This is a genomic window from Gordonia oleivorans, from assembly GCF_040044975.1.
In the GTDB taxonomy this organism is placed as follows: Bacteria; Actinomycetota; Actinomycetes; order Mycobacteriales; family Mycobacteriaceae; genus Gordonia; species Gordonia oleivorans.
The window spans coordinates 533,161-550,140 of the sequence record NZ_JBDZDI010000002.1; the positions used below are offsets into that span (position 1 = coordinate 533,161).

General features: G+C 68.1%; 14 protein-coding genes. 5 read left to right on the forward strand and 9 right to left on the reverse strand.

Going from position 1 to position 16,980, the window contains the following annotated elements:
* Positions 1-29 precede the first annotated feature (29 nt).
* From zwf to tkt, 3 genes are read right to left on the reverse strand one after another with little or no spacing between them, the layout of a single operon-like run.
* Positions 30-1,574, reverse strand: coding sequence for a glucose-6-phosphate dehydrogenase (zwf, locus tag ABLE92_RS05855; RefSeq protein ID WP_348803731.1), 1,545 nt, complete (start codon positions 1,572-1,574; stop codon positions 30-32).
* 4 nt (positions 1,575-1,578) lie between these two features.
* Complete coding sequence (gene tal, locus ABLE92_RS05860) at positions 1,579-2,700, reverse strand: transaldolase (RefSeq protein ID WP_348803732.1); 1,122 nt, start codon at positions 2,698-2,700, stop codon at positions 1,579-1,581.
* Positions 2,701-2,747: 47 nt separating this feature from the next.
* Positions 2,748-4,826 carry a transketolase gene (gene tkt, locus ABLE92_RS05865; protein WP_348803733.1) on the reverse strand — a complete coding sequence of 693 codons (2,079 nt, stop codon included), beginning with the start codon at positions 4,824-4,826 and terminating at the stop codon, positions 2,748-2,750.
* 528 nt (positions 4,827-5,354) lie between these two features.
* Here tkt and ABLE92_RS05870 point away from each other — a divergent pair.
* Positions 5,355-6,335: a heme o synthase gene (locus ABLE92_RS05870; RefSeq protein WP_425476173.1), complete on the forward strand. Its 981-nt coding sequence runs from the start codon at positions 5,355-5,357 to the stop codon at positions 6,333-6,335.
* 36 nt (positions 6,336-6,371) lie between these two features.
* On the opposite strand, the gene ABLE92_RS05875 is transcribed toward ABLE92_RS05870, so the two are convergent.
* Both ABLE92_RS05875 and ABLE92_RS05880 read right to left on the reverse strand, forming a co-directional pair.
* The gene (locus ABLE92_RS05875; protein ID WP_348803734.1) at positions 6,372-7,337 is read right to left on the reverse strand and encodes a quinone oxidoreductase family protein; all 966 of its coding nucleotides are present in this window, start codon (positions 7,335-7,337) and stop codon (positions 6,372-6,374) included.
* A gap of 52 nt (positions 7,338-7,389) precedes the next feature.
* On the reverse strand, positions 7,390-7,899 hold the full coding sequence (locus ABLE92_RS05880; RefSeq protein ID WP_348803735.1) for a phosphoribosyltransferase: 510 nt from the start codon (positions 7,897-7,899) through the stop codon (positions 7,390-7,392).
* Positions 7,900-8,028: 129 nt separating this feature from the next.
* On the opposite strand from ABLE92_RS05880, the gene ABLE92_RS05885 reads away from it, so the two are divergent.
* Entirely contained in the window at positions 8,029-8,418 is a 390-nt protein-coding gene (locus ABLE92_RS05885; RefSeq protein ID WP_348803736.1) for a hypothetical protein, read from the forward strand.
* Positions 8,419-8,475: 57 nt separating this feature from the next.
* Here ABLE92_RS05885 and ABLE92_RS05890 read toward each other — a convergent pair whose 3' ends face one another.
* The 4 genes from ABLE92_RS05890 to mptB form a co-directional block, all read right to left on the reverse strand.
* Entirely contained in the window at positions 8,476-9,495 is a 1,020-nt protein-coding gene (locus tag ABLE92_RS05890) for a COX15/CtaA family protein (protein WP_348803737.1), read from the reverse strand.
* 57 nt (positions 9,496-9,552) lie between these two features.
* Entirely contained in the window at positions 9,553-10,350 is a 798-nt protein-coding gene (locus tag ABLE92_RS05895) for an ABC transporter permease (RefSeq protein ID WP_348803738.1), read from the reverse strand.
* Positions 10,347-11,417 carry an ABC transporter ATP-binding protein gene (locus ABLE92_RS05900; RefSeq protein WP_348803739.1) on the reverse strand — a complete coding sequence of 357 codons (1,071 nt, stop codon included), beginning with the start codon at positions 11,415-11,417 and terminating at the stop codon, positions 10,347-10,349. The genes ABLE92_RS05895 and ABLE92_RS05900 overlap by 4 nt, the downstream gene beginning before the upstream one ends.
* Positions 11,418-11,496: 79 nt before the next feature.
* Positions 11,497-13,296 (reverse strand): polyprenol phosphomannose-dependent alpha 1,6 mannosyltransferase MptB, encoded by a 1,800-nt coding sequence (mptB, locus tag ABLE92_RS05905; RefSeq protein ID WP_348803740.1) that lies wholly within the window; start codon positions 13,294-13,296, stop codon positions 11,497-11,499.
* Between the two features lie 176 nt (positions 13,297-13,472).
* Here mptB and ABLE92_RS05910 point away from each other — a divergent pair, with 176 nt between their 5' ends.
* The 3 genes from ABLE92_RS05910 to sufD are packed head-to-tail and all read left to right on the forward strand — an operon-like array spanning position 13,473 to position 16,953.
* Positions 13,473-14,321, forward strand: coding sequence for a helix-turn-helix transcriptional regulator (locus ABLE92_RS05910; protein WP_425476172.1), 849 nt, complete (start codon positions 13,473-13,475; stop codon positions 14,319-14,321).
* A complete protein-coding gene (gene sufB, locus ABLE92_RS05915) occupies positions 14,318-15,772 on the forward strand; it encodes a Fe-S cluster assembly protein SufB (RefSeq protein WP_348803742.1) in 1,455 nt (484 codons plus the stop codon). The genes ABLE92_RS05910 and sufB overlap by 4 nt, the downstream gene beginning before the upstream one ends.
* Entirely contained in the window at positions 15,772-16,953 is a 1,182-nt protein-coding gene (gene sufD, locus ABLE92_RS05920) for a Fe-S cluster assembly protein SufD (protein WP_348803743.1), read from the forward strand. The genes sufB and sufD overlap by 1 nt, the downstream gene beginning before the upstream one ends.
* The last annotated feature ends 27 nt before the right edge of the window (positions 16,954-16,980 follow it).

Below are 16,980 nucleotides of genomic sequence, written 5' to 3' on the forward strand. Positions count from 1 at the left end.
TCCTCCCGCTTGCGTCGAATCCGTGGTGATCACGGGCGCCGCCACGCCCGCCCGGCGCGGGCCATCATCTCCTCGGCCGACGCCGGTCCCCACGTCCCCGACTCGTAGGTGTCCGGCTTCCCGGACTCGGCCCAGTTCGCCAGGATGGGATCGAGGATCTTCCAGGACAGTTCGACCTCGTCGTTGACCGGGAAGAGCGATGGTTCGCCGAGGAGCACATCGAGGATGAGCCGCTCGTAGGCCTCCGGCGACGCCTCGGTGAAGGCGGTGCCGTAACTGAAGTCCATGTTCACGTCACGGACCTCCATGCTCGACGCGGGCACCTTGGAACCGAACCGGAGCGTGATCCCCTCATCCGGCTGCACCCGGATGACCAGGGCGTTCTGGCTGAGCTCCTCGGTCATCGTCTTGTCGAACGGAAGGTGCGGTGCGCGTTTGAACACCAGCGCGATCTCGGTGACCCGACGTCCGAGCCTCTTGCCGGTGCGCAGATAGAACGGCACCCCGGCCCACCGCCGTGAGTCCACCTCCAGGGCGATGGCGGCGTACGTCTCGGTGGTCGAGTCGGCGGCGAACCCCTCCTCGTCCTGCAGACCCGGGACCTGTTCGCTGCCCTGCCATCCGGGCCCGTACTGGCCGCGCGCCGAGTTCTCCTCGAGCGGCAGGATGTGTCGGGTCGCGGAGAGGACCTTGATCTTCTCGGTCTGTAACTGCTTGGGCTCGAAGGAGATCGGCTCCTCCATCGCGACGAGCGCCATCAGCTGCAGCAGATGGTTCTGGATGACGTCGCGGGCGGCGCCGATGCCGTCGTAGTACCCTGCCCGGCCACCGAGGCCGATGTCCTCGGCCATGGTGATCTGCACGTGGTCGACGTAGTGCGAACTCCACAGCGGATCGAAGAGCTGGTTGGCGAACCGCAACGCGAGGATGTTCTGCACCGTCTCCTTGCCGAGGTAGTGGTCGATGCGGAACACCGACGACTCGGGGAAGACCGCGTTGACGATCGCGTTGAGTTCCTTCGCCGACTCCAGGTCGTGACCGAACGGCTTCTCGATCACCACCCGGCGCCAGTGATCGTCCCGCTCGGTGGCCAGTCCGCTGCGCTGCAACTGCTCACACACCGTCGGGAAGGCCTTCGGCGGGATCGACAGGTAGAAGGCGTGATTGCCGTCCGTGCCGCGCTCCTCGTCGAGTTTGGCGAGGGTCTGCTTCAACCGGAGGAAGGCGTCGTCGTCGTCGAAGGAACCGTGCACGAAGCGGAACCCCTCGGCGAGGCGTTCCCACACCTCTTCCCGGAAACCGGTCCGCGCGTGCTGTCGCACCGCGTCATGGACAACCGTGGAGAAATGCTCGTCGTCCCAGTCGCGTCGGGCGAACCCGACCAACGCGAACGACGGCGGCAGCAAACCCCGGTTGGCCAGGTCGTAGACGGCCGGCATCAGCTTCTTGCGGGCCAGGTCGCCGGTCACACCGAAGATCACCAGACTCGACGGTCCGGCGATGCGCGGCAGCCGTTTGTCACGGGGATCGCGTAACGGGTTCTTCCACGTCGGGCTCTGCGAGGACGACGCCACGCGTTCAGGCCTTCTTCGCCGCGGAGAGCTGCTCGGAGGTGGCGTCGAGCAGTTCGTTCCACGCGTCCTCGAACTTGCTCACGCCCTCGTCCTCGAGGACGGCGAAGACGTCGACGAGATCGATGCCCAGCGCCGCGATGGCGTCGAACGTCTCCTGGGAGGCGGCGGCGGTCCCGATGATGGAGTCGGTGTTGACCCAGCCGTGATCGGCGAAGGCGTCCATCGTCTTGCCCGGCATCGTGTTCACGGTGTTCGGCGCGACGAGCTCACTCACGTACAGGGTGTCGGGGTAGTCGGCGTTCTTCGTGCCCGTCGACGCCCAGAGCGCACGCTGCGGGTTGGCGCCCTTGGCGAGCAGTTCGGGGAAGCGGGACTCGACCTCGAACACCTGCTGATACGCCGAGTAGGCCAGCCGGGCGTTGGCCAGGGCGGCCTTGCCCTTGAGCTCGACGGCCTCCGGGGTGCCGATCGCGTCGAGACGCTTGTCGATCTCGGTGTCCACCCGGGACACGAAGAACGACGCCACCGAGTGGATCGCGGACAGATCGTGGCCCGCCTCGGCCGCGGCCTCGATGCCGGCGAGGTAGGCCTCCATCACACCCTGGTAGCGCTCGACGGAGAAGATCAGCGTCACGTTGACGCTGATGCCCTCGGCGAGGACGCGGGTGATCGCGGGCAGGCCCGCCTTGGTGGCCGGGATCTTGATCAGCAGGTTCGGCCGATCCACGATCTTCCACAGCTCGACGGCCTGGGCGACGGTGGTGTCGGTCTCGTGTGCCAGACGCGGATCGACCTCGATCGACACCCGGCCGTCGATGCCGCCCGACGCGGTGTACACCGGCGCGAGCACGTCGCATGCCGCACGCACGTCATCGGTGGTGATGGTGCGGATGGTGGCGTCCACATCGGCGTCACGTGCCGCGAGTTCGGCGATCTGGGCGTCGTAGGTGCGGGTGGAGGAGATGGAGGCCTGGAAGATCGACGGGTTGGTGGTCACGCCGACCACCGACTTGGTGTCGATGACCTCCTGCAGGCCGCCGGAGGAGATCAGGTCACGGGACAGGTCGTCCAGCCACACGGATACCCCGGCGGCGGACAGTTCGGCGAGCTTGGCGTTCTGGGTCACGATTCTCTCCTGGGTTCTCGTGGGTGTGGACTTCTCGCCCGGCCAGGTCAGCCGGCGACAACGCCGGTTGCCGCGGTGGCGACAGCGTCGGCGGTGATTCCGAACTTCTCGAAGAGCACCTTGTAGTCGGCCGAGGCGCCGAAGTGCTCCAGCGACACGATCGCCCCGGAATCCCCGACGATCTGGTACCAGGGCATGGCGATTCCCGCTTCGACCGAGACGCGGGGCACCGACGGCGGCAGGACCGAATCGCGGTAGGCCTGGTCCTGCTCGAAGAACCACTCGAAGCAGGGCATGGACACGACGCGAGCCGCAATTCCCTTGTCCGCCAGGATCTTCTGGGCCTCGACGGCTAGCTGGACCTCGGAACCGGTGCCGATCAACACGACCTGCGGGTCGCCCTCGGGATCGCTGAGGACGTAGGCACCCGCGGCCACCCCGTCGAAGGAGGTGCCCTCGAGGACCGGGACACCCTGGCGGGTCAGGCACAGCCCGACCGGATGATCCCGGCGGGTCAGCAGATGCCGCCAGGCGTGCGCGGTCTCGTTGGCGTCGGCGGGCCGCACCACGTCGAGATGGGGGATGGTGCGCAGCGCGGCGAGATGCTCGACGGGCTGATGGGTCGGGCCGTCCTCGCCGAGGCCGATCGAGTCGTGGGTCCACACGTAGATCGGGTCGATCTCCATCAGCGCGGCCAGACGCACGGCCGGGCGCATGTAGTCGGCGAACTGCAGGAAGGTCCCGCCGTAGGCGCGGGTCGGACCGTGCAGTGCGATACCCGACAGGATCGAGCCCATCGCGTGCTCGCGGATGCCGAAGTGCAGGGTACGGCCGTACGGGTTGGCCGACCAGGTCTTGGTGCTGATCGAGGTCGGGCCGAAGGAGTCGGCGCCGTCCATCGTGGTGTTGTTGGAACCGGCGAGATCGGCCGAACCACCCCACAGTTCGGGCAGCACCGGCGCCAGCGCCGAGAGGACCTTGCCCGACGCGGCGCGGGTGGCCAGCGCCTTGCTGCCGGGCTCCCAGGTCGGCAGCGCGTCGGTCCAGCCGTCCGGCAACTCGTGCGCGTACAGGCGATCGAACAGCGCCTTGCGGTCCGGGTTGGCGGTGGCCCAGGCGTCGAAGGTCTTCTGCCAGTCCGCGTGGGCGGCGGCCCCACGCTCGCCGAGCGTGCGGGTGTGCGCGATCACCTCGTCGGCGACCTCGAAATCCTTCTCCGGGTCGAAGCCCAGAACCTTCTTGGTGGCGGCCACCTCGTCGGCGCCCAGCGCCGAGCCGTGGATGCCGCCGGTGTTCATCTTGTCCGGGGCGGGGAAGCCGATGATGGTGCGCACCACGATCAGCGACGGACGGTCGGTGACCTGCTGGGCCGAGGTGATGGCCGCCTCGATGGCGGTCACGTTCTCGCCGCCCTCGACGTGCTGCACATGCCAGCCGTAGGCCTCGTAACGCTTCGCGGTGTCCTCGGTCAGCGCGATCTGCGTGTCGTCCTCGATGGAGATGTGGTTGCTGTCGTAGAAGACGACCAGGTTGCCCAGCTCCTGGGTGCCCGCCAGCGAGGAGGCCTCGGAGGTGACGCCCTCCTCGATGTCACCGTCGGAGGCGATGACGTAGATGAAGTGGTCGAACGGGCTGGTGCCGGGTGCGGCATCGGGATCGAACAGGCCGCGCTCGTACCGGGCGGCATACGCCATACCGACCGCCGACGCCAGGCCCTGACCGAGCGGGCCGGTGGTGATCTCCACGCCGCGGGTGTGGCGGTACTCCGGATGACCGGGGGTCAGCGACTCCCAGGTGCGCAACGCCTCGAGGTCGGGCAACTCCAGCCCGAAACCACCGAGATAGAGCTGGATGTACTGGGTCAGGCTCGAATGCCCACAGGACAGGACGAACCGGTCGCGGCCGACCCACTCGACATCGGTGGGGTCGTGGCGCATCACGCGCTGATACAGCGTGTAGGCCAGCGGCGCCAGGCTCATCGCGGTGCCCGGGTGGCCGCTCCCGCACTTCTGCACGGCGTCCGCGGCGAGGACACGCGCGGTGTCCACGGCGCGAGAATCGACATCGGTCCAGTCCTGCGGGTGAACCGCGGTGGTGAGTTCGCGGATCTCGTCTGTGTCAGCCACGGTGGTGCCGTCTCCTGTTGCTATCGGGGTGCATGCGAGGGGGTGCGGTGATGCTGTGACCGGGGGCCGACGCGCCGACACACCGGGATCGGAACCGGCGTGCGTGGACATCGGCAGGGCCTCACCCGACCCAGAGTAATCGGCCCGACCGGACCGGTGCCCGGCACCCGAGGGACTCGACGGTGACGACACTCAATTCTTCGATCGAGAACCACACGGTCTACCATGCTGTGTAGTAGCCGTGGCGCAGTATTTCGGAGTCGGACAACTGCCCTGGATGTGCCACGAGGCGTGAGACGTCAGGTCGGTTCTCCACCGGACCACCGTGTACCTGCGGGCAGGGAGCGTGACGAGATCACCCGGACAACAGACGGCCAGGGCAGGCGAGGAGTGGACGTGAGGATTGGGGAACGTGCGAGCGGAGAAGGCGCCGCCGCCTCCCGGTACACCCCCTCCCACGGCAGCGCATCCCACGGCCCCGCGCCTCACCGGTCTGCTTCCCGGGACGGCGCGCCCGACGAGGTTCGGGTGACCGCCGAGGGCACTGCGGGCTCCGCTGACACTGCCTCCGCCGACACCGCGCCGGTCGGCGCGGACAACGCCTCGTTGATCGGCCGGGCCCGCGCGACCGTGATGGCCTACATCGCCCTCACCAAACCGCGGGTCATCGAGTTGCTGTTGGTGGCCACCATCCCGGTGATGCTGCAGGCCTCCCGCGGCCACGTCGACATCGCGGTCATCGCCTTCACCCTGATCGGTGGGTGGCTCGGCGCGGGGAGCGCGAACACCTTGAACATGGTGGCCGACGCCGACATCGACAAGAAGATGCGCCGCACCGCCCGCCGTCCGTTGGCGCGCCGGGCGGTCGCGACCCGAAGTGCGCTGGTGTTCGGTCTGCTGCTGTGGGTGGCGTCGTTCCTCGTCCTGTACTTCGCCGCGAACCTGCTCAGCGCGTTGCTGGTGACCGCCACCATCGGTTTCTACGTCGGCGTCTACACCCTGATCCTCAAGCGCCGCACCTGGCAGAACGTGGTGTGGGGAGGCGCCGCCGGGTGCATGCCGACGCTGGTCGGCTGGGCCGCGGTCACCGGGTCGCTCAGCTGGCAGCCGATCGTGCTCTTCCTGGTGATCTTCTTCTGGACGCCCCCGCACACCTGGGCGTTGGCCATGCGTTACCGCGAGGACTACAAGGCCGCCGGCGTGCCGATGCTGCCGGTCATCGCCTCCGACGAGCATGTGACCCGGCAGATGGTGTTCTACACCTGGGCCACGGTCATCGCCTCGCTGGTGCTGATCCCGGCCGCGAGCTGGATCTATGCCGCGGTGGCGGTCCTCGCCGGTGGCTGGTTCCTCAGCCGGGTGCACAAGCTCTACCGCGACACCCGCAACGGTGCCGAGGTCACGCCGCTGAAGATCTTCCTGCAGTCCAACGAGTACCTCGCGGTGCTCTTCTGCGGCCTCGCGATCGACGCCGTCGTCAACCTGCCGATCATCGCCGACCTGTTCTGAGGCCGGGCCCGCACAACCGCTCAGCGGGGCGGCGGCTCAGCGCGGCAGCAGCACCGAGGTTCCGGTGGTCACCCGCCCCTCCAGGTCGGTATGTGCCTGCGCCGCGTCGGCCAGCCGATAATGCTGGCCCACCCGCACCTCCAGACCGTCGGCGATGGCCCCGAGGTACTCCGATGCCCGCCACCGCAGTTCTTCGGTGTCGGCGATGAAATGGGCCAGCGTGGGTCGGGTCACCGACAGTGATCCGGCCGCGTTGAGACGCTGCAGATCGAACGGCGGCACGGGTCCGCTGGCCGCGCCGAACAGGACGACGATGCCGCGGATGCCGGTGGTCGCGACCGACTGATCGAAGGTGTCGGCGCCCACCCCGTCGTAGGTGACGCGAACACCCGCACCGTCGGTGAGTCCGCGTACCCGTTCGACGAGGTCGTCGCCGTAGCGCAGCACGTGGTCGGCGCCCGCGGCGGCGGAGAGCTCGGCCTTCTCGTCGCTGGACACCGTGGTGATGACATGCAGACCCTTGCGCTTGGCGAGTTGGGTGAGGATCAGACCCACCCCGCCGGCGCCGGCGTGGACGAGGATCGCGTCACCGGCCGACGGATGGGCACTCCCGTCGAGCAGGTAGTGCGCGGTCAGTCCGCGCAGCAGGGAGCTGCCCGCCACCTGGTCGGAGACGCCGTCGGGGATGCGCACGGCCCGGGCGGCGCGCACGGCGACGAGTTCGGCGTAGCTCGCCGGTGTGTCGCACCAGCAGACGCGGTCGCCGACGGCGAGGTCGGTGACGTCGGCGCCGACGGCGACGATCTCACCGGCGCCCTCGCTTCCCGGTACGTAGGGCGGCGCAGACGGGTAGAGGCCGCGCCGGAGGTAGGTGTCGATGAAGTTCACACCCGCTGCGTCGACGCGGACGAGCACCTCGTCGGGAGTGGGGATCGGATCGTCGACGGTGCCGTAGCTCAGAACGTCCGGACCGCCATGACGGGTGACCTCGATTGCGCGCATGTCTCGTTTCTACACGCGGACGGATCCACCGCTTCGGTCCGGGTTGATGCCGTCAGGAGTCGGCGAGACCCGTTCCGGTAACCGGCGGCTGAACCGACCACGGGAAGTTGATCCACTTGTCGGTGATCCGCCAGAAGTAGTCGGGCGTGGTGATCGTGTGCGGCTTCTGATAGATCACCGCGTTGCGGACCTCGGCGACGCGCCCCTGATGTTCGCAGTAGTCGTCGACCAGGGCCAGCGTCTTGCCCGAATCAGCGACGTCGTCGACGACGAGGACCTTCTGATCGTGCAGGCCGCTGCTCTCCAGCAACGACGGCAGCATCACGGGTTCGGCGAGTGTCTCGCCGACACCGGTGTAGAAGGCGACGTTGAGCGAGATCATCAGTTTGCAGTCGAGGGCGTAGGCCATCGCCCCGGCCGGGATGAGCCCGCCCCGGGCGATGCCCAGGATGATGTCGGGGACGAATCCGTCGTCGGCGACCTGTTGGGCCAGTTCCCGGCAGGCCACCCCGTTCAGCTCCCAGGTGAGGATCTCGCGGTCGGTGTTCTCGATGCTCGACATTGCTCAACTGTGCCAATGAACGCGGCGGAGTACACGGTGAGAGCGGGATTCGGGTGGGCAGCGATGCCGCTCACACTCGCGGTGAGGGGATGGTCGGCGGTGGCCCGCTCGCCGGTATGCTCGTCAACCATGAGCGACCAGCCCGAATCCGCCCCTGCCGCCCCGGCCCCGAAGTCGCCGGCCCCGAAGGCGTCACTGCCCGGCGAGGTCGTCTCGTCGATCCGGAAGTTCGTGGCCCGCGAGGGCGGGTCGGCGACGGCCGTCCTGCAGCCGATCGGCGCGGCCGGTGTCCGCATCACCCTGGTCGGTCGGGACGGCGGCATTCTCGGTGACCGCGTCGTCGACGACATCGACACCGCCGCCGCCGTCGTCGAGGCCGTCGACGGACTCGAGATCGGTGAATGGGATCGGGACCTGACCTCGTCGACGAACGTCAAGCCCGGTCACTACCGGCAGATGGCCGGTTGGGTTGCCCACCAGAAGCGTTTCCCGAAGCCGCGTAACCAGGCGATTCTCTGATCTACTCAGAACAACACACGTGCGGCCCCGAGGATCTTCCTCGGGGCCGCACGTGTGTCAGGGAACCGGGACGGGTGTGACGTTCTCGGCGGTCGACCGCTCGGACTGGCCGAACCACAGCACCAGCCAGGTGGCTCCGATCAGGAGCAGCGCGCTTCCGAGCATGTGCAGCAGCACCAGCACGATCGGCAGGTCGGTGGCGTACTGCACCACTCCGATGACGCCCTGCAGTGCCAGCAGCCCGACGTAGATCAGTGCGGCGCGGGACTGGGGGAGTCGCATCACCCGGGTGACCACCACCGCGGCCACGGCCAGCCCGATGAGTACGAACACCGAGTCGGCGTGCAGTTGGGTGGTCTGCGAGGGCGTCAGGCCGTTGCGGGGGGCCTCGGCGTCGCCGGCGTGCGGGCCCGATCCGGTGACCACCGTGCCCAGGTAGATGGCCACCCACGTCACCACGTACACCGCCCACGACAGCAGCAACCCGGTCCGGGAGGCGAGGCCTGCCGGTGACTGTTCCCGCGGATACGGGGTGGTGCGGAACACCAGGACGGTGGCCCCGGACACCAGCAGCATCGACAGCAGGAAGTGCAGGGACACCACCCACGGGTTGAGATCGGTGAGCACCGTGATGCCGCCGACGACCCCCTGGAACGGAATGCCCAGCGCGAGCAGGGTGACCAACACCCGATTGCGGCGTTGCGATGACGCCTGCCGCCACACCGCCACCCAGGTGGCGATGGCGATGGCGATCAACACCCACGTGAGCATGCGATTGCCGAACTCGATCACCCCGTGGTAGCCGAGCGCCTGATGCGGCACGAACGATCCGTCGGTGCATTGCGGCCAGGTGGGGCAGCCGAGGCCGGAGCCGGTCAACCGCACGGCCCCGCCGGTGACGACGATCCCGACGTTGGCCACGAGCAGCGCGACGGCCCACCGGTGGACGAAACGTGCGGTGGGACGGCCGAATCCGGGGATCCGAGCGAATCCCGACGGCGCCGTCGGCGCGGCGTCGGAGGTGCCGGCCGGTGTGGCGCCGGATTTGTCGGAAGTGGATTTGTCGAAGGTGGTCATCGCGGTCCGGTCGTCGTGGGGGCTGTGAGAATTATCAGGATCAGGGGTTGATGAGGATCACTCGAATCGGAACCAGCGCACGGCGGCGGCGCCGCCGACGACCGCCCAGAGGATCAGCACCACGACGCCGAAGACGTCGAATTGGCTGTGCGTGGCGCGTTCCAGCGCCTCGGTCAGGGCGCCGGAGGGAATGCATCTCGCTATCCACCACAGGCCGGTGGGGATCCGCGACTCCATGATGACGACGCTGCCGATCCCGACCATGGCAAACCACAGCAGGTTGGCGACGGCGAGAACGACCTCGGCCTTGCCGGTGCCGCCGAGCAGCAGACCCAGTGCGGAGAAGGCGGTGGTGCCGATCGCGATGACGACCGCACCGATCGCCAATCCCGCGACGCCGGGTCGCCAGCCGAAGGAGGCGCCGATCGCGCCGATGATGATCGATTGCATCACCACGACGGCGACGACGGCCAACGACTTCCCGGCGATGATCCCCCACCGCGGGATCGGGGTCGCACCGAGCCGTTTGAGCGCTCCGTAGCGACGATCGAAGCCGACTGCGATCGCCTGGCCGGTGAAGGCCGTGGACATCACCGCGACGGTCATGATCGCGGGGACGAACGTCGCCGCGCGTTCGGCGGTGCTCGATCCCAGATCGGTGTCGAGGGGCAGCAGACACAGCCCGATGAGCAGCGTGATCGGGATGAACATCGTGAGGAGCAGTTGCTCGCCGTTGCGCAGCAGCAGGCGCAGTTCCAGGCGCGTCTGGGCGGCCAGGATCGCGGGCAGGGACGCCGCGCCGGCGCCGGGGGTGAAGGTGCCCGCCGGGAATCGATTCGTGGTCTGGCCGGTCATCGCAGTGCCCGTCCGGTGAGATCCAGGAACACATCCTCGAGGCTGCGGGTCTCGACCCGCAGATCGGTCGCCAGGACGTTGATCTTCGCGCACCACCCGGTGACGGTCGCCAGCACCTGGGGCGTGACCGTGCCCAGCACCAGGTAATTGCCCGGTCCGGTCTCCGAACAGTGGTAGCCCTCGGGCAGGGCCAACTCGAGCAGCGTCAGGTCGAGGCCCCGGGGCGCGGTGAAGCGTAATTCGTTCTCGGCCCCGCGGCTGGTGAGGTCGGCCGGTGAGCCGTCGGCGACGACCCGGCCCCGGTCGATGATGACCACGTGGTCGGCGAGGTGTTCGGCCTCGTCCATCAGGTGTGTGGTCAGCAGGACGGCCACACCGTCGCCGCGCAGCCGGTCGATGATGTCCCAGACCACCAGCCGGGCATGGGCGTCGAGGCCGGCGGTGGGTTCGTCGAGGAAGACCAACTCCGGCCGGCCGACGATGGCGCAGGCCAGGGAGAGTCGTTGCTGCTGGCCGCCGGACAGGCGCCGGAACGGGGTGCGGGCCGCGTCGCGCAGTCCCAGCGCGTCGAGCAGCCAATCCGGGTCGATCGGATCGGCGCTGTAGGCGGCGCACAGTCGCAGCATCTCCTCGGCGCGCGCACCGGGGTAGGCCCCGCCGCCCTGCAACATCACTCCGATGTGCCGGCGGAGTTCGTCGTTGTCGCGGGTCGGATCAAGTCCCAGCACCCGCACCGTTCCCTCGTCGGCGGTCTGGAATCCCTCACAGATCTCCACCGTCGTGGTCTTGCCGGCTCCGTTGGGCCCGAGCAGTGCCAGGACCGTTCCCGGGGCGAGATCGAGGTCGAGACCGTCGACGGCGGTGTGTCCGCCGAAGCGTTTGACCAATCCGCGGATCCGCAGGGCGGGTTCGGCGGCGCGGTTGTCGGTGGCACTCGGTGCCGACGCCCTGTCTGGACCAGCACCGTCCTGACGAAGACCGTCCCGACGAGTGCCCTGCGGGCGACCACCGTGCGGACGACCCGTCATCGGATCGTCGCTCGACGGTGGGTGGGTCGCGCTGCGCACACCGGCCAGACTATGCCCTCGTGGGCGCAGGGAAAAAACCACGGCAGCGCTCGGCGCCCGCTCGTTGACGCGGTGCCGATCACGTCGAGGTCGGCGTCGTCTCGGTGGCGCGGTCGCCGGACCTGCGCCGTCGCCTGCGCAGCCACGGCCAGTCCTCGAAGAACAGGGCGGTCATGACCGCGACCATGATCACACCGGCGAGCAGGCCCTGGGCGAGGACGACGCCGCTGGTGTTGGAACTGGTCGGCATGACGACGATCGCGATGATCGCCGACACCGAGATGGTCGCGATCCGGAACCAGGGACGGGTGGCCCAGGCGGCGAGCGGGATGACCGCCCACAACAGGTACCAGGCCTGGACGAACGGAAAGAACACCACCACGGTGGCCATCGACACCCCGAGTGCGCCCAGCGGATGCAACCGGCCGGCCAGCGTCGCCAGCATCCACCGCACCACGAAGATCGCGGCGATGAGCTGCCCGAGGGGCCGTACGACGTCGAGGATGGCCTGCGTCTGGTCGCCGAGGCCGAGGAACACCCCGACCCGACCGGCCGACACCGACAGCAGCGTCGGCATGGACATCCAGGAACGCACCACGGCGCCGGTCGAGAGGGTCTTGGTCCAGCCGAAGCCCAGGCCGGTGCCGAGGCAGACCAGCACCATCACGACCGCGAGGATGGCGGCGAGCAGCCCGGCGGAGGCGGCGAGTGCCCGAACGGTCTGGCGTGAACGCGGCCACCACTGGCCCAGCGGTGCGCGTCGCAGCGCCGGAAGTGTCGCGCCCCAGCGCAGCGCCAGGGCGATGCCGACGAAGCCGAGCGCGAGGATCGAGGTGAATTTCACCAGCGCACTCATCGAGATGATGGCCGCGCCGGCGACGAGCAACCAGCCCGCCCGGCCGGGCAGGCGACCACCGGGGGGCCACAGCGGATCGGTGCCGTAGATCGCCCGGAACGAGAGTTCGATACCGACGAGCATCATGCCCAGCATCAGGGCCTCGTTGTGGATGCCGCCGACCAGATGCAGGATGACCAGCGGATTCATCGCGCCGAGCCACAGCGCGGCGACGGGGGAGACACCGCAGCGCCGCGCCAGTCGGGGCAGTGCCCAGACGATCAGGGCGATGCCGATCAGGGCGACGATCCGGTGGGCGAAGATCGCCAGGGTGATGTTGTCCCCGGTGAGCGCGGTGATGCCCTTGCCGATCCAGATGAAGAACGGCCCGTACGGCGCCGGGGTGTCGCGCCACAGGTTGGGCACCGAGCGGGTCAGGGTGTTCTCCACACCGAGTCCGCGCAGCGGGCTGACCGTGTACGGATCCATCCCGCGGTAGGCGATCGCACTCTGCGCCAGGTAGGAGTAGATGTCCTTGCTCAGCAGCGGCGGGGCGATGACGATCGGGGCGATCCACAGCAGCAGGGTCCGGTCGGCCTGTGCGCGGGTCATGCGGCGTTCCGGGCTGCGTCCGTGCAGGACCTCGACGCTGAACCGGCCGACCGCGAACCGGCCGATCAACAGCCAGGCCACCACCAGCATGATGGTGCCGCCGATCGACAGGGTCAGTGCGGTGCTCCACATCCGCGACGGCAACGACAGCACGCGCACACCGGCCACGGGATTCTGCAGCACCGGGATCTGCCCGGTGGCCAGGGAACCGACGAGCATGAGGATCGTGCCCGTCGCACCGAAGAGTTTGATGCGGGTCAGTCGTCGGTTCTCGGCCGCATCGAGTGGCCCGACCTCACGTTCGCGGTCGTGCATCTTGGCGACGCTCACGCCGTATCCACCGCGTGTGTCGGGATCGCGTGGCGTCGATCGAGCGGGTTTGCTCAATCCGACGTAATCCAGTGCCCGACGCAGCACCGTGGTTTCTGGCACACGACGACTCTAGGTCATCGCCACTCCAGGTCATCGCCACACCAGGTCATCGACGCCGTGCGACGGTGTGCCCCGTCGGCCGCATCGTGGTCGCGGTCGCACTGTGATGAGCGCCGCTAAGGGCACCCTTGCTGGAACCCGGGAATCATTTACGTCACACTCGTGTTGTGAAAACCATGCCAGGTGGATCAGTGCGCGGTGAGGTCGTGTCGTCGACCGACTCGGCGCATGCCGGTGTGCACCCGACGAGCGTGCACACCGACGGTCAGACCCGTGCGGCAGTGGTGAATCTCCTCGTCGAGGACGGTCCGCTGACCGCGGGCGAGATCGGTGAGCGCCTCGGCATCAGCGCCGCGGGCGTCCGTCGACACCTCGACGCGCTGGTCGCGGCGGGCGATGTCGAGGAGGCCTCGGCGGCCTTCGGCCATCGCGGTGGTCGCGGTCGTCCGGCGAAGTTCTTCCAGCTCACCGCCGCCGGACGCGGAAAACTGCGGCACGCCTACGACGATCTCGCCGGTGCCGCCATGCGCAAGCTCCGCGATCTCGGCGGGTCCGCGGCCGTGTCGGAGTTCGCGCGGGAACGCGTCGAGCGCATCGTCGCCGAGGTGACCCCGGCCACCGACGCCGACGCGGTCGCCGGTACCGTCACCGACATCGCCGACGCCCTGACCAGCGCCGGCTATTCCGCCAACACCCGCCAGGTCGGTTCGGGGATGCAGATCTGTCAGCATCATTGCCCGGTCGCCCACGTCGCCACCGAGTTCCCCGAACTGTGCGAGGCCGAGACCGCGGTGTTCACCGAACTCCTCGGCACTCATGTGCAGCGGCTGGCCACCATCGCCAACGGTGATTGCGCCTGCACCACCCACGTACCACTGCCTCATCCGGATCCACCTCCCGACGGGTCATCGGCAACGCCGCCGCCGCCGGTCCCCTCGAGCCCATCGGGCTCCGCAGATGCACGAACGAGCGATGCACAGCCCGCACCCGCTCGCCCCACCACGAGTCGAAAGGCTTCGCGATGACAGTCACCGATCCCTCGGTCGCCGCCCCGGACAAGGCGGCGCCGCTCACGCAAGAAGAGACAATCGCCTCGCTGGGCAACTACGGATACGGCTGGGCCGATTCCGACGTCGCGGGTGCGAGTGCCCAGCGCGGCCTGTCCGACGCGGTCGTCGCCGACATCTCGGGCAAGAAGAGTGAGCCGGAGTGGATGCTCGAACAGCGCCTCAAGGCATTGCGCATCTTCGATCGCAAGCCGATGCCGCACTGGGGTGCCGAACTCGACGGCATCGACTTCGACAACATCAAGTACTTCGTGCGGTCCACCGAGAAGCAGGCCACCACGTGGGATGAGCTTCCCGAGGACATCAAGAACACCTACGACAAGCTCGGCATCCCCGAGGCCGAGAAGCAGCGCCTCGTCGCCGGCGTCGCCGCGCAGTACGAGTCGGAGGTCGTCTATCACCAGATCCGCGAGGATCTCGAGGCGCAGGGCGTGATCTTCCTCGACACCGACACCGGTCTCAAGGAGCACCCGGAACTGTTCCGTCAGTACTTCGGATCGGTGATCCCGGCCGGCGACAACAAGTTCTCCGCGCTCAACACCGCGGTGTGGTCGGGCGGATCGTTCATCTACGTCCCGCCGGGTGTGCACGTCGACATCCCGCTGCAGGCCTACTTCCGCATCAACACCGAGAACATGGGTCAGTTCGAGCGGACCCTGATCATCGTCGACGAGGGTGCCTACGTGCACTACGTCGAGGGATGTACCGCGCCGATCTACAAGACCGATTCGTTGCACTCGGCCGTCGTGGAGATCATCGTCAAGAAGGGTGGGCGGTGCCGCTACACGACCATCCAGAACTGGTCGAACAACGTCTACAACCTGGTCACCAAGCGCGCCAAGGCCGAGGCCGGCGCCACCATGGAGTGGATCGACGGCAACATCGGCTCCAAGGTCACCATGAAGTACCCGGCCGTGTGGCTCACCGGCGAACACGCCAAGGGTGAGGTGCTCTCGGTGGCATTCGCCGGCGAGGGACAGCACCAGGACACCGGATCGAAGATGGTGCACCTGGCGCCCAACACCTCGAGCAACATCGTGTCCAAGTCGGTCGCACGTGGCGGTGGCCGCGCCTCCTACCGCGGTCTGATCAAGATCAACAACGGTGCGCACGGCAGCCGGTCGACGGTGAAATGCGATGCGCTGCTGGTCGACACGATCTCCCGCAGCGACACCTACCCCTACGTCGACATCCGCGAGGACGACGTCACGATGGGTCATGAGGCGACCGTCTCCAAGGTGTCCGACGATCAGCTCTTCTACCTGATGAGCCGTGGCCTGACCGAGGACGAGGCGATGGCGATGGTGGTGCGCGGCTTCGTCGAGCCGATCGCGAAGGAACTGCCGATGGAGTACGCCCTCGAACTCAACCGGCTCATCGAACTGCAGATGGAAGGAGCCGTCGGCTGATGGCGGACCCCACACTCCCGGTGACCGCACCCGATGCGGCCGCCCCGGTCAATAAAGGCGAACAGTTCACCTCCTTCGACGTGGACGCGTTCGAGGTTCCCAGCCCGCGCGAGGAGGCCTGGCGGTTCACCCCGTTCCGTCGCCTGCGTGGACTGCATGACGGAACGGCGACCGCCACCGCGATCGCGAAGGTGACCGTCGACGGTGTCACCGACGGCGTCACCGCCGAGACCGTCGAACGTGACGACCCGCGCCTCGGCGAGGGTGGCGTTCCGTTCGATCGTGTTGCGGCGCAAGCCTATTCGACATTCGACGAGGCCACCGTGGTGACCGTCGGCAAGGAAGTGGAACTGAGTGACCCGGTGACCATCCGGGTGACCGGACCCGGTGAAGGCGATGTCGCCTACGGGCACATCCAGATTCGGCTCGAACCGTTCTCCCGGGCGGTGATCGTCCTCGACCAGAAGGGTGGCGGCACCTTTGCCGAGAACGTCGAGTTCGTGGTCGGTGACCAGGCGTCGCTGACCGTGGTCAACGTGCACGACTGGGATGACGACGCCGTCCATGTGGCCGCGCATCACATCAAGGTCGGGCGCGACGCGGTGGTGCGCCACTTCGCGGTGAGTCTCGGCGGCAACCTCGTCCGCCTGTCACCGGTGGTCCATTACGACGCACCCGGCGGCGATGTCGAACTGTGGGGTCTGTACTTCGCCGACGCCGGACAGCATCTCGAACAGCGTCTGCTCGTCGACCACAGCCAGCCCAACTGCCGCTCCAATGTGGTGTACAAGGGTGCGCTGCAAGGTGATCCGAGTGACCGGAGCAGGGAGGCGCACACCGTCTGGATCGGCGACGTGCTGATCCGGCCCGAGGCCGAGGGCACCGACACCTTCGAACTCAACCGGAACCTCGTCCTGACCGACGGGGCCCGCGCCGACTCGGTGCCCAACCTCGAGATCGAGACCGGCGAGATCGTCGGCGCCGGACACGCCAGTGCCACCGGACGTTTCGACGACGAGCAGCTGTTCTACCTGCAGGCCCGCGGAATCCCCGAGGATCAGGCCCGACGCCTGGTGATCCGCGGATTCTTCGGCGAGATCATCGCCAAGATCTCGGTCCCCGATCTGCGTGAACGCCTCGAGGCCGCGGTGGAAGCCGAACTCGAGAACGCCGGCGCCTGAGCACCCCCGCTCACGCCACCACCCGCT